At 66.5% G+C, this 13,385-nt stretch carries 12 protein-coding genes; 1 reads left to right on the top strand and 11 read right to left on the bottom strand.

Annotated features, from left to right (window positions below; translation table 11 throughout):
* Nucleotides 1–54: 54 nt before the first annotated feature.
* The 11 genes from AC3WUT_RS28570 to AC3WUT_RS28520 all read right to left on the bottom strand — a co-directional run bounded on the left by AC3WUT_RS28570 (nt 55) and on the right by AC3WUT_RS28520 (nt 12,312).
* Nucleotides 55–1,311, bottom strand: coding sequence for an NAD(P)/FAD-dependent oxidoreductase (locus AC3WUT_RS28570; protein WP_492350453.1), 1,257 nt, complete (start codon nt 1,309–1,311; stop codon nt 55–57).
* Nucleotides 1,312–1,432: 121 nt separating this feature from the next.
* Entirely contained in the window at nt 1,433–2,626 is a 1,194-nt protein-coding gene (locus AC3WUT_RS28565; protein ID WP_492350452.1) for a saccharopine dehydrogenase family protein, read from the bottom strand.
* A gap of 221 nt (nt 2,627–2,847) precedes the next feature.
* A complete protein-coding gene (locus tag AC3WUT_RS28560; protein ID WP_492350451.1) occupies nt 2,848–5,004 on the bottom strand; it encodes a xanthine dehydrogenase family protein molybdopterin-binding subunit in 2,157 nt (718 codons plus the stop codon).
* A gap of 15 nt (nt 5,005–5,019) precedes the next feature.
* Entirely contained in the window at nt 5,020–5,487 is a 468-nt protein-coding gene (locus AC3WUT_RS28555) for a (2Fe-2S)-binding protein (RefSeq protein ID WP_492350450.1), read from the bottom strand.
* A gap of 155 nt (nt 5,488–5,642) precedes the next feature.
* Nucleotides 5,643–7,184 (bottom strand): UxaA family hydrolase, encoded by a 1,542-nt coding sequence (locus AC3WUT_RS28550; RefSeq protein WP_492350449.1) that lies wholly within the window; start codon nt 7,182–7,184, stop codon nt 5,643–5,645.
* A gap of 35 nt (nt 7,185–7,219) precedes the next feature.
* Nucleotides 7,220–8,362: a mannitol dehydrogenase family protein gene (locus AC3WUT_RS28545; protein WP_492350448.1), complete on the bottom strand. Its 1,143-nt coding sequence runs from the start codon at nt 8,360–8,362 to the stop codon at nt 7,220–7,222.
* A gap of 13 nt (nt 8,363–8,375) precedes the next feature.
* Entirely contained in the window at nt 8,376–9,386 is a 1,011-nt protein-coding gene (locus tag AC3WUT_RS28540; protein ID WP_492350447.1) for a zinc-binding alcohol dehydrogenase family protein, read from the bottom strand.
* A gap of 52 nt (nt 9,387–9,438) precedes the next feature.
* The gene (locus AC3WUT_RS28535; RefSeq protein WP_492350446.1) at nt 9,439–10,212 is read right to left on the bottom strand and encodes a transporter substrate-binding domain-containing protein; all 774 of its coding nucleotides are present in this window, start codon (nt 10,210–10,212) and stop codon (nt 9,439–9,441) included.
* A gap of 35 nt (nt 10,213–10,247) precedes the next feature.
* The gene (locus tag AC3WUT_RS28530; RefSeq protein ID WP_492350445.1) at nt 10,248–10,976 is read right to left on the bottom strand and encodes an amino acid ABC transporter ATP-binding protein; all 729 of its coding nucleotides are present in this window, start codon (nt 10,974–10,976) and stop codon (nt 10,248–10,250) included.
* Nucleotides 10,960–11,610 (bottom strand): amino acid ABC transporter permease, encoded by a 651-nt coding sequence (locus AC3WUT_RS28525; RefSeq protein WP_492350444.1) that lies wholly within the window; start codon nt 11,608–11,610, stop codon nt 10,960–10,962. The genes AC3WUT_RS28530 and AC3WUT_RS28525 overlap by 17 nt, the downstream gene beginning before the upstream one ends.
* An 18-nt stretch (nt 11,611–11,628) precedes the next feature.
* Complete coding sequence (locus AC3WUT_RS28520) at nt 11,629–12,312, bottom strand: amino acid ABC transporter permease (protein WP_492350484.1); 684 nt, start codon at nt 12,310–12,312, stop codon at nt 11,629–11,631.
* A 224-nt stretch (nt 12,313–12,536) separates the two neighbouring features.
* Here AC3WUT_RS28520 and AC3WUT_RS28515 point away from each other — a divergent pair, with 224 nt between their 5' ends.
* On the top strand, nt 12,537–13,250 hold the full coding sequence (locus AC3WUT_RS28515; protein ID WP_492350443.1) for a FadR/GntR family transcriptional regulator: 714 nt from the start codon (nt 12,537–12,539) through the stop codon (nt 13,248–13,250).
* Nucleotides 13,251–13,385: the final 135 nt, after the last annotated feature.

The following is a 13,385-nucleotide window of genomic DNA, read 5'->3' as shown; positions in this document are numbered from 1 at the left end:
CGATGCGTCCACTGTAGCGGACGAAAGGTACTCTGCGAGGCCTGGACGCTGGCCTCAGCGCACAAAGCGCTCTGGCCGGAAAGGTGTGGCGTCCAACGGCGGGGACTGGCCGTCCATCAAGGCCGCCAGCAGCAAGGCCGTGCCGGGCCCGGTGCTGAAGCCGATGTGCTGGTGGCCAAAGGCCAGCCACAACCCGGGTCGCCCGGGTGCCGCGCCGATCACAGGGCGGCTGTCGGGCAAGGTGGGGCGTCGGCCCAGCCAAGGCTGGGACTCCAGCCGCTCTGCCAGCCCAAAAGCCTGGCGGGCAGCGGTTTCGGCCAGCCCCAGTTGGGTGTGGTTGGGGGGGGCGTCGAGCTCGGTCAGCTCCACCCCAGTGCTCAGGCGCAGGCCTTGGGCCATGGGGGAGAGCACGTAGCCGCCGGCGCTGTCGTACACGGGCCGCCTCAGGGTGGCCTCGCCCTCGGCCGCGTAGTGCATGTGGTAGCCGCGCTCAAAAGCCATGGGCACCGACAGGCCCAGGTGCTGCTGCAAAAAGCCCTTGCTCCAAGGGCCCAGGGCCAGGACCACGCGCTGAGCGGCCAACGGGCCGGCCTCACCCAGATCAACCTGCCAGCCACCGTCAGCCCCGGTGCGGGCCAGGCCCTGCACCGGGGCCTGCAGCAGGCGCCCGCCACGGGCGGTGAACAGGCCCGCATAGCTTTCGGTCACGGCACCAGGGCTGTCGACCGAGGCCGCATCGCGCACCCACAGGGCGCGGGGGAACAGGGGGCGCAGGTGCGGCTCCAGCGCATGCAGGGCACCAGCATCCAGAGGCTCGGTCTGCACGCCGAACTGGGCCAGGGCGTCGCGCCCCAATTGGCCCGCATCGAAGGCGGCCTGGCTGCGGTACAGAAAGATCCAGCCGTTCTCGCGCAGGCGATGGCCCTGCCCTGCCTCCGCCAACCACTGGCGATGGGCTGGCTGGCTGAGCCGGATCAAAGCGTCTAGGGCCGCGGCGGTCTGCTGGAAGGGGGCCTGCCGGGCCCGGGCCAGAAAGCCCAGCCCCCAGCCCGGGTGGCGCGCCAGAAAGGCCGGGTTGTAGCGGAACTGGGCCGTGCGGTTTTTGAGCAGGGTGGGCAGGCTGGCCCACAGGCCGGGGTTGTTGAAAGGGATCAGTGAGCTGCGGGCCAGCACACCTGCATTGCCGTAGGAGGTCTCTCGTCCGGGCCCCAATCGGTCGACCAGGGTGACCTGGTGGCCACGCCGTTGAAGCTCCAGCGCGCAAGACACGCCCACCATGCCAGCGCCCAGAACGGCAACCGTGCTACTCATTGAAAAAACCCTTTTGTTGGTCTGTGCGGCGGCCAGGCCACCGAGCCACGCACCGCCGCGCTGCAGGCGCATGGCCGACGCGGCCCAGTATGCCACCGCACAGCTTTTGAGCGGCACACGATCAGGCGTGAACGGCAAGTGCCTTGCGCAGGAGCGGCACCGTCGCTGCCCCTGCAGGCGCAGAGGCTGTCGCAACATCCAGGCCAGGTTGAGCCGCCTCGCGCAGGCCGGCGTAGTGGTGACCGACCCGGGTGGCCAGCAAGGCCTGCAGGGGCACCTGCTCCTGGCGGACAAAGCCCGCTGCGGGCAGTTGGCTGCGTTGCAGCAGCTCCAGCACCCCGACCACGCCGGCGGCGGTGCTCAGCTCGATGGCGGTGCGTAGGCGCCCCCGCAAGAGTCCCCCTTGCACCCGGGCGAGGCGGGTCTGTTGCTCCAGGCGGCCCTGGCGCAGGCCGGTGGCCGAGGCATGCACGATGACCACGTCGTCACGGCTGTGCGGCACGGCGTGGTCCAGCACCTGGCGCAGCAGGTCGCGCTGTTCGATCAGGCGCAGGTCATGCAGCAGAAAGTCCATGGCGTCGCGGTGGCCTGGGTAGCGCAGGGTTTTGTAGCTGAGGTTGCGCACGCGGCCCTGCAGGGTTTCGCACAGGGTGCCCAGCCCACCCGAGGTGTTGAAGGCTTCGTAGGTGTCGCCATCGAGCAGCAGTTGCTCCAGCCCCTCCAGGGCCTGGGTGCTGACGCGCTGGCCTTGCACGATGGCCTCGCAGGGCTGGCAGTACTCGTTGATGACGCCGTCGATGCTCCAGGTGAAGTTGTAGCGCAGGCGGTTGGTGGCGTGGCGGGTGAGCGCGCCCACGCGCAGATTCAGATCGAACAACTCGTCGAAGCCCTCTGCCAGTTGCATGCCCAACATGCCGATCACCCCCGGCGCCAGGCCACACTGGGGCATGAGCAGGCTGCGGGCGCCCACCGCCAACTGGCGGATGGCCTGGGTGGCGGCCACGTCTTCGGTCAAGTCGAAGTAGTGCACCCCGAGCCGGGCCGCCTGGGGCGCGACGGTCTGGGCCAGGAAGTAGGGCAAGGCATTGATCACCACCGGGTGCTGTGACAGGGCCGCCGCGAGGGCAGCCGGGTCACGAACGTCGAGCTGCAGGGGCTGCACCAGGGCGTCGTCGGGGTGGGTGGCGGGCTGCTGGTCGGCCAGGGTGACGGGCAGCTGGTGGGCCTCGGCCACCATGTCGGCGATGGTGCCGCCGACCTTGCCGGCCCCCAGGACCAGGACGCTGCGCAGGGGGGTGTGGGAATTGCGGGACATGGCGGACTCTCTCTCAAGGGGTGGATCGATGAGAAAAAGTCTAGGCGGGGTGCTGCACCGTTGCCAGAGCACAAAGTGCCGGTGGCAACAGGGCAGTTTGTCATTCTGACGGCTTGGGCTGCCGAAATGACGGTGGCCGGCCATGGCCCGAAGACACGGCCCTGGTCTGGGCTGGGTCTTCAGTGGGGGCCCGGGCCGTTCAGGCCTCGTTCAGGCCTGGCTCAGGCCTGTTTGAGCGCTTCGGCCGTGATGGGCAGGCGGCGCACCCGTTTGCCGGTGAGCGCGGCCACCGCATTGGCAATGGCGGGGCCCACCACGGCCGTGGCGGGCTCGCCGATGCCTCCGGGCTTTTCCTGGCTTTGCACGAGCACGATGTCGACCTTGGGCGCCTCGAACATGCGCACCGGCTGGAAGGTGTTGTAGTTGGTCTGTTGCACGCGACCGGCCTCGAGCGTGATCTGGTGCTTGAGGGCAGCACCCATGCCGAACACGACGCTGGACTGGATCTGGGCCTCGACCGTGTCGGGGTTGACCATGTGGCCCGGATCGACCGCCACGGTGACCCGGTGCACATGCACCTCACCCGCCTCGTTGAGGCTGACCTCGGCCACCTGGGCCATGTAGGTGTCATAGCCCTCCATCAGCGCGATGCCGCGGGCCCGGCCCTTGGCCAGCGGCTGCCCCCAGCCGGCCTTCTCGGCGGCCAGCTTGAGCACGTTGGCAAAGCGGGGCTTGCCTTCGAGCAGGCTGAGGCGGTAGCGGTAGGGGTCCTGGCCGGCGGCCAGGGCCAGCTCGTCGATGAAGCTTTCGTTGGCGAAAGCGTTCATGTTGTGGCTGACCGCGCGCCAGTAGCCCACGCGCAGGCCGGCATCGTGGATGACCAGGTCGTGCTGGGTGTTGGGGATGTTGTAGCCCGGCACCGAGGCTTCGGCCATGAAGGGATCCAGCGTGTTGGCGGGCAGGCCGAAGGCGCGCTGGGTAACCGACTGCGAGGCCACCTTGAAGTGCATGGCCACCGGTTTGCCGCTGGCGTCGAGCCCGGCCTTGAGCTGGTTGACGGCCACGGGGCGGTAGAAGTCGTGGGTGAAGTCGTCTTCACGCGTCCAGACCAGCTTGACCGGCTTGTTGACGGCCTTGGAGATCTGGGCCGCCTGCACGATGAAGTCCAACTCGAGGCGGCGGCCAAAGCCTCCGCCCAGGTAGGTGGTCTTGAGGGTGATGGCCTCGGGCTTGACGCCCAGCGCCGCCGCCACGGCCCCCTGCGCGCCTTGCTGGAACTGGGTGGGGCCCACCAGCAGGATGTTGTCGCCATTGACATGGGCCGTGAAGTTCATGGGCTCGAGGGGCACGTGGGCCTGCAGGGGCTGCACGTACTCGGCCTCGACCACCTTGGCTGCGCCCTTGAAGGCGGCGGCCACGTCACCCTGGGGCTTGGCGATCTCGATGGGCTTGGCGCTGGCAGCGGCGGCGCGGGTGCTGTTGATCATGCCTTCGCTGCTGAGCTGGGCGCCGGCGCCCTCATCCCATTGGATGGTGACGGTGTCGCGCGCCTTTTTGGCCTGCCACCAGCTGGCCGCGACCACGGCCACGCCGTCGGGGATCTGCACCACATCGATGACGCCGGGCATGCTCTTGGCCTTGGCGGCATCAAAGCTGACCACCTTGCCGCCAATCACCGGGCACTGGGCCAGCGAGGCGTAGACCATGCCGGGCAGCTTGACGTCGATGCCGAACTCGGCCGTGCCATTGACCTTGGCGGGGGTGTCGATGCGCTTGGTGCGCTTGCCCACCAGGACAAAGTCTTTCGGGTCTTTGAGGGCGGGCTTTTCAGGCACGGGCAGCTTGGCAGCGGCTTCAGCCAATTGGCCGTAGCTGGCCTTTTTGCCGCCCGGGCCGGTGACCATGCCCTGGTCGGCCTTGAGGCTGGCCACGTCGACACTCCACTGGTTGGCGGCTGCCTGCAGCAGCATCTGGCGCACCTGGGCGCCGGCCACGCGCAGCTTCTCCCAGCCGTCGCGCACCGAGGTGGAGCCACCGGTGATCTGCGCGCCCAACAGGGCGTTGACATAGACGGCCGCCGGTGGTGCGGCCACCACCTGGACCTGCTTGAGGCCGACGTTGAGCTCTTCGGCAATCAGCATCGACATGGAGGTGTAGACGCCCTGCCCCATCTCGGAGCGGGCCACCATCAGGGTGATGCGGTTGTCGTCGGCGATGTGCACCCAGGCATTCGGGGTGTGCACGGTGCCGGCGGCCTGCGCAGCGCCCGCGCCCAGCAGGGGCAGGCTGACGCCCATGATGAGGCCACCGGTGGCGGCGGTGGAGGTCTTGAGGAAGGCCCGGCGGGAGGTGTTGGCAACAGATTGGTGCTTGTTCATGTGGGTCTCCCGGGGTCAGGCCTTGTTGCGCATCATGGCGCCGGCATCCTTGATGGCGGCGCGCATGCGGTTGTAGGTGCCGCAGCGGCACAGGTTGCCGCTCATGGCCGCGTCGATGTCGGCATCGCTGGGGTTGTTGTTGCGCGACAGCAGGGCTGCCGCACTCATGAGCTGGCCCGACTGGCAGTAACCGCACTGGGGCACCTCGTGCTTGAGCCAGGCCACCTGCAGCGGGTGGTTGGCGGTCTTGGACAGACCTTCGACGGTGGCCACGTTCTTGCCGGCCACGGCGCTGAGCGGGGTCTGGCAGGACCGTGCGGGCTGGCCGTTGACATGCACGGTGCAGGCGCCGCACAGGGCAGCGCCGCAACCGAACTTGGTGCCGGTCATGCCCAGCTCGTCACGGATCACCCACAGCAAGGGGGTGTCGGTCTCGGCCTGGGCCGTGACCGGCTTGCCGTTGATCTTGAATTGAACGCTCATCGTGGGGCTCCATCTGGGTTGTTGTTCTCGCAGGGGAGGTTAGAGCGCCACCCAGTTGGGCCTATCCGGGTAAGCCCGGAAACAATTAGATACCGCCTCAGATTTTCTCAAATTGCGACAGATCTCGTCACAAATGACCCAGGCGGGCACCTCGCCTACATGACCGCGCCCAGTTGCCAGGGCAGGAACTCGTTGTCCCCCAGGCCGTTGTCCTCGCTTTTGCTGCGCTGGCCCGAGGCCGTGGCCAGCATGAGGGCAAACAGGTGTTGGCCCGCTTCGAGCACGGTCTGGCGCCCGTCGACCACGCCGCCGCAATCAAAGTCCATGTCGAGCGACATGCGCTGGAACATGGGGGTGTTGGAGGCCAGCTTGAGCGAGGGCGTGGGCTTGCAGCCATAGGTGCTGCCGCGCCCGGTGGTGAAGCAGATCAGGTTGGCCCCACCGGCCACCTGGCCCGTGGCCGAGACCGGGTCGTAGCCCGGGGTGTCCATGAACACCAGGCCCGGGGCCTGGACCGGCTGGGCGTATTCGAGCACCTCCATGAGGCCGGTGGAGCCGGCCTTGGCCACGGCGCCCAGTGATTTCTCGAGGATGGTGGTGATGCCACCCGCCTTGTTGCCGGGCGAAGGGTTGTTGTTGAGGTCACCGCCGTGCAGAGCGGCATAGCGCTCCCACCAGGCCACGCGCTGCATCAGGCGCTGGGCCACCTCGGGGGTGGCGGCACGGTGGGTCAGCAAATGCTCGGCGCCATAGATCTCGGGGGTTTCAGAAAGAATGGCCCGGCCGCCATGGCGCACCAGCAGGTCGACCGCGGCGCCCAGCACCGGGTTGGCGCTGATGCCGGAGTAAGCATCCGAGCCGCCGCATTGCAGGCCCACGGTGAGCTGCGACAGCGGCACCCGTTGGCGCTGAAACTGATTGGCCTGGGCCAGCATGGCCTGCACGATCGCCTTGCCCGCGGCAATGGTCTCGCGGGTGCCGCCTTCGTCCTGGATGGTGAGGCTGGCCAACAGGCCCGCGGGGCGGGCCGCCATCTCGCTGACCAGGGGGGCGATCTGGTTGACCTCGCAACCCAGACCAATCACCAGCACACCCGCAAAGTTGGGGTGGCTGGCATAGCCCCGCAAGGTGCGCTGCAACAGCGCCAGGCCCTCGCCATCACCGCCCATGCCGCACCCGCTACCATGGGTGATGGCCACCACGCCATCCACATGCGGGTAGGCGGCCAGGGCTTCGCCCTTGAAGGCATCGGCAATGTGACGGCACACGGTGGCCGAGCAGTTGACGCTGGCGATCACGCCCAGGTAGTTGCGCGTGCCCACACGACCATCGGCACGGACAAAGCCGTCAAAGCCCAAGGCATCGCCGGCCGGCACGGTGGGCACGTAGCCCTGCCCGGGGTGCTGAGCACCATCCGAGTTCACCATGGCCAGGTTGTGCACGTGCACGTGCTGGCCCGGCGCGATGTCGGCACAGGCCAGACCGATGCGCTGACCGTACTTGTAGACCGCTTGGCCACTGGCGATGGGCTGCAAGGCCACCTTGTGGCCGGAGGGGATGGGCTCTTGCACGAGCACGGCCGGGCCGGCACCCAGCGCGAGGGCCTGGCCCGCCACCAGGGCCTGACGGGCCACGGCGACGTTGTCGAGGGCGGACAGTTGCAGGGCGGGCGCTGGGGTGAGGGGGTCGGAGGTCATGGACGGGCGCTGGGTGGAGTCAGTTGGGGGGCGCATCAAGGCGTAGGGGCCAGTGCGGACTGCAGGCGCGCTTGCACCAGGCCAGGCGCGCGCTGGGCCGCCAAGGCCACGATGGGGGCGAGGCGTCGCAGCTTTTTGGCCGCGTGGTTCTGGGCGATGTCGGCGATGCGGTGCTCGAGAAAAGGGTTTTCGAAGCGCTCGCGCACGTCGCGCAGGTAGGCCTCGGCCTGGGGGCCTTCGCCCAAGGCCTGGAACACGGGCAGGATTTCGTCACGCCACAAGGCTTCTAGCTCGGCGCGCAGGGGGATATCGGCCATGGCCTGGCGCACGGTCTCCGCCACGGGGCGCTGCTCGATCAGCCAGCGCTCGGCCAGAAAGGTATGGGCCGCGTTGAGCAGGAACAGCTTGAGGCGCTCGTGCGCGGCCAGGTCGTCGGTGAGCACGATGGCCGGGTGCCGGCAGGGCAGTTGCAAACCGGCCTGGCGCTCGACCACCCACACGGCATAGGGCTCGGCCACGGCGCCAATGGGGTCGATGGCCTCGGAGACGATGCGATCGACCAGGGAGTTGGCCCAGACGGGCCCCTGGCGCAGCCAGCTTTGCAGGCTTTCGGGCAGGCCCCACTGCAGTGCCAGTTGGCAGACCCGGTCGCGCAGCACCTCGCCGTTGCGCTCCACCAGCTCACAAGGCAGCAAGGTGAGGGTTTTGTTGGGGCTTTGTTGCCAGCGCCCGTGCAGCAGCACCAGCAGTTTGGCCGGGAAGCTGTGCGGTGCGGGGCTGGCCTGGGCGAGTAGCTCGGGGCCGTCCTGCTCGTGCAGCTGGTAGCCCTGGTCGCCCGTGTTGGACACGATCACCGTCACATGGCCCTCGGCCACGGCCTGACGCAGGGCCGGCCAGCGGGTGTTGACGTGCCAGGCCTCGCGCACGGCATCGCAGTGTTGCAGGCGATCCACCCGCTGCCCACCGGCCACGCCCCGCACGCGCACCGGATAGCCCTGGCCGAGGGCCAGTGCGGCAATGCGTGCCGCGCCGTCGGCGCGGTCGGTGGTCTGCACCACGGTGATACCGCCCAGGGCGTCGCCCGCCCCGGGCACCTGGGCCAGGGCTTCGGCGATGAACAGGTCGACGTGGGCCTGCAGAAAGCGGCTGGTGCCGAACTGGAGTATGGGTTGGACCATGGCGGTGGCGGGCTCAGATTTCGACGATGGCCTTGACCACGCCCTGCTTCGGGTCCAGCAAGGTGGCAAAGTGGGCGGGCACATCGGACAGGGTCATGCGGTGGGTGTTGAGGGCGGCGGTGGGCACCTGGCCGGCGCGCATGGCACTCAACACGGTTTCGAAGTCTTCGGTGGTGGCGTTGCGGCTGCCCAGCAAAGTGGTTTCGCGCTTGTGGAACTCGGGGTCAGAGAAGCTGATGGTGTCGCGCACCACCGAGATCAGCACGTATTGACCGCCGTGGGCGACGAAGGCGAAGCCGCGCTCGATGGCCCGGGCATTGCCTGTGGCATCGAACACCAGGTCAAAGAACTCGTTCTGGCTGGCTTCGGCCAGTTGGGCCTCATCGCCCTCTCCCAAGGCCACGGTGCGCGTCAGGCCCAGCTCACGCTGGCAAAAATCGAGTCGGTCCTGGCGCCCGTCGAGGGCCGTGACTTCAGCCCCGCGCAGGCGGGCAAAGATCATGGCGGCCATGCCGATGGGCCCGGCCCCCACCACCAGCACGCGCTGGCCGGCCTGCACCCGGCCCCGGCGCACCGCGTGGGCGCCGATGGCCAGGAACTCGATCATGGCAGCCTGGTCGAGCGTGACGCCCTCGGCCTTGTGCACAAAGGCTTCGGGCAATGACAAATACTCGGTGAAGGCGCCGTCACGGTGCACGCCCAGCACCTGGATGTTGACGCAGCAATTGGTCTTGCCCTGCCGGCAGGCCACGCATTGCCCGCACGACAGGTAGGGCATCACATAGACCACATCGCCCACGGCCAGGCGACCGCCGGGCGCCGCCTCTTCGACCACGCCCGACAGCTCGTGCCCCATCACGCGGGGGTACTGCAAAAAGGGCTGGTTGCCGGTGAAGATGTGCAGATCGGTGCCGCACACACCGACGCGCTTGACGCGCACCAGCACCTCCCCTTCGCCGCGGCTGGGGCGGTCGCGCTCCAGGGCGCGCAGGGTTCCGGGGGTTTCACAGATGACGGTCAGCATGGCGGGATCTCGGTGGCGGGTGGGTAGAGGAGGAGTGGGTGGAGTGGACGGATCAGCCGCCGTGGTACTTTTTGTAGATCGCACCCAGCTTGCCGTTGTCGGTGTTGCGCTTGATCCAGTCGTTGAGCCAGGCCTTGAGTTCGGGCTCGTTCTTGCGCAGTCCGATGCCCAGCGGCACGGTCTGCATCACGAACTTGATGGCCAGATCTTTCTGGGGGGCCTTGGCCAGCACCGTGTTCACGATGGCTGGCGAGGTGGCAATGATGTCGGCCTGGCCGCTCACGGTGGCGGTGACCAGGGTGGCGTCGTCGTCGTAGCGCACCATCTGCGCACCCTTGGCCGACTGGGTGGCTACCTTGTCGTTGTTGGAGCCCCGGGTGGTGGCCACGCGCTTGCCGTTGAGGTCGTCAAAGCCCTTGATGTCGGCCCCTTTGGGCCCGGCCACGACTGCCTGGATCTGGGCATAGGGCACCGAAAAGTCGATCACCTTTTCACGCTCGGGCGTGACGGACAGCGAGGCGACCACAATGTCGGCTTTGCCAGTCTGCAGGAATGGGATGCGGTTGGGGCTGGTGGTCTGCACCACTTCGATGGCCACGCCCAGGTCATGGGCAAGCATCTGGGCCGTCTCGACGTCGGAGCCCACGGGCTTCAGGGCGTCATCCACAAAACCATAAGGGGGCGAGCCCGTGTCCAGCGCGATGCGGATCTTCTTCGCTTCACGGATGTCCTTGAGCAGGTCGGCGTGGGCCGGCGCCTGGCCCAGGGCCAGCAAGACGGCTGAAGCCAGCAGGGTGCGCAACAAGAGGGAACGACGGGCTTTCATGGGTTTGTCTCCTGGGTATGAATGGAATGAGCGGATCAGAGGCCGTTGCCGACGAAGTCGCGCAACTCGGTGGTGGCGGGCGCGTCGAGGATGGAGGCAGGCCCGTGCTCCCACACGCGGCCGCGGTGCATGAAGATGACTTCGTCTGCCACCTTGCGGGCAAAAGCCATCTCATGGGTGACGAGGATCATGGTCATGCCGTCAGCCGCCAGGCGCTCCATCACGCGCAGCACCTCGCCGGTGAGTTGGGGGTCTAGGGCCGAGGTCACCTCGTCGAACAGCATGAGCTGGGGCGACATGGCCAGCGAGCGGGCGATGGCCACGCGCTGCTGCTGCCCGCCCGAGAGTTGCGAGGGGTAGTGATCGGCCTTGTCGGCCAGGCCCACCTGATTGAGCACCGCCAGGGCCGTGTCCCGGGCCTGGGCCTTGCGAGCCTTCTGAACCAGGCGCGGGGCGAGCATGATGTTCTGCAGCACCGTGAGGTGAGGAAACAGGTTGTAGCTTTGGAACACGATGCCCACGTCGCGGCGCAGCTGATGCAGGTCCAGCCCCGGGCCGGTCACATCGTGCCCACAGACCTTGATGTGCCCGCTGTCCACGGTTTCGAGCCGGTCGATGCAGCGCAAAGCGGTGCTCTTGCCCGAGCCGCTTTGGCCGATGATGGCCACCACCGAGCCCTTGCGCACGGTGAAGGACACCCCTTCAAGCACACGCGTGCTGCCAAAGCACTTGGAGATGTTGTCGATCTCAACGATGGGCGACATGGAATTTCCTCTCGAGGCTGCGGCTCAGCACCGACAGCGGGTAGCACAGGACGAAATAGAGCGCGGCAACGATCATGAAGATGACGAAGGGCTCGAAGGTGGAGTTGTTGATGATCTGCCCGGCCCGGGCCAGCTCGACAAAGCCGATGGCCGACGCCAGCGACGTGTTTTTGACGATTTGCACCATGAAGCCCACGGTAGGCGGCGTGGCGATCTTGATGGCCTGCGGCAGGATCACATGCCACACCCGCTGGTGCCAGCGCAGGGCCAGGCATTCGGCGGCCTCGGCCTGGGTGCGCGGCACGGACTCGATGCAGCCGCGCCAGATCTCACCCAGGTAAGCCGACACGTAGATGGACAAAGCCAGGGCCGCCGCCGCCAGGGGAGCCACGTCCAGGCCCAGGGCCGGCAAGCCAAAATAGGTCAGCGGCAACAGCACCAGCAGTGGCGTGCCCTGGATCAGCTTGATGTAAAGCGATACCAGCAGACGCGACCAGCGCGGACCATAAGAGCTGCCCAGCGCCACGGCAAAGCCCAGCAGACCGCCACCCGCGAACGCCAGCAAAGACAGGCCCACAGTCCACAGCAAACCATCGAACAAAAAGCGCAGATGCGCCGCATTGAGAAATCCCATGTCGTGCTCCGTAACAGGTCAGAGTGGGGTGCCGAGACGGCGACGGCGTGGGAAAGCGAGGCGGGCCAGCAGCCAGAACAGGCCCCGCATGAGCAAAGACATCAGCAAGTAGGCGAGCGCCACAATCAGGTAGGTTTCTACCGATCGGTAGGTATCGGACTGAATGCGGTTGGCCACGGCCGTCAGTTCTTCAGCCGAAATCTGTGAACAGATCGAAGAGGCCAGCATCAGCAGCACATACTGACTGGTCAGCGCTGGGTACACCCGCTCGATGGCCGGTGGCAGCACCACATGCAACAGGGTCTGCCATCGGCTCAGGCCGATGCACTCAGCCGCCTCCAGTTGACCTTTCGGAATGGACTCGATACCGGCACGCACGATCTCGCTGGTGTAGGCCCCCACGTTGACGACCAGCGCCACGGTGGCCGCGGTGAAGGCGCCCACCTGCCAACCCAACGACGACAGCCCGAAATAGACGATGAAGACCTGGACCAGCAAGGGTGTGTTCCGGATCACCTCGATGTACGCCCCTGCACACCGCGCCATCCAGCGAGTGCCCTTGGTATTGGCGATGGCGCAAAGAACCCCCAGCAGAAAGCCGAAGAACGTGGATGCCAGTGACAGCGTCAAAGTGGTCCACGCACCGGCCAGCAGGTCTGGGGCATACGCGAGCGGAGCAGAGAAGTCGAAAGCGTAGTTCAAAGTGGTATGGGCGGTGCCATGCAAAGGCACCTGATCTTCTTTTTGGTAAGGCCAATTTGAATGCACAAAGCAAATTGGCCTTACCGGGTTTACCCGAATCCCATCATGAAAGAGACAAATTCATGCCGAATTGCTCACAATCTCGCATTCAGAGGCCTATTGATCGCCTTTACACTTCATCAAAGGCCCCTTTGGCCTGACCAATTGGACAGACCAAAATTCACATGAACCTGCCTATGAACGACTTGGAAAAGAGCCTGGAGCCCAGACGCCTGTATCAACAAATTGCAGATCGGGTGCGTGTGCTGATCCAAAGCGGTGATTTCCGCGAAGGCAGCCGCCTGCCTCCCGAAAGAGACCTGGCGCAGCAACTGGGGGTGTCACGTCCCTCGCTTCGCGAGGCACTGATCGCGCTGGAGATCGAAGGCAGCGTGGAGATCCGCATGGGATCCGGCGTTTATGTCTGCGCGCGAGCCATGCGACGGCCTGCCATGTCCATTCCGATGGGCGAGAGCCCTGCAGAATTGATGCAGGCCCGGGGGGTGGTCGAGGGCTCGGTGATTGTTCTCGCCTGCGTGAACGCCACCACGGAAGGGCTAGCACGCGTACGGGAAAGCATCGAAGGCATGCGGGCCGACATCATCGCGGGCCGGGATGTGTTGGCGCATGATCGAGAGTTTCATGTGCGCATTGCGGAGATGGCTGGCAACTCGGTGCTGACGGCACTGATCAGCACCCTCTTCGATGAAAGACAACGGCCTCTGGCCAGTCACATGCGCAATCGACTGGAAAGCCAACCCACTTGGAGCGCTGCACTGGCAGAACACGAGCAGATTTATCGCAACCTGGTCGCCAGAGACCCCTTGATGGCTGAGTCCGCCATGCGGGCCCACATTCGGTCGGCAGCGGAGCGCTGGGTGATTCCAGACGCAGCGTGAGTTGACAAACAATGCATGTCGCGAACGGTGATCCAAACCGGAAAGAACCAAATGGAGTGTGGAACTGCCGGGGCGGGCATGGGTCGTCAAAGCGGTGGTTGAAGCACAGGAGCTGGACAGCCGCGCATCAACAGG

This window comes from Curvibacter sp. EU05-FHT14A10, assembly GCF_058791075.1.
This window is presented reverse-complemented; position numbering and strand designations above follow the sequence as displayed.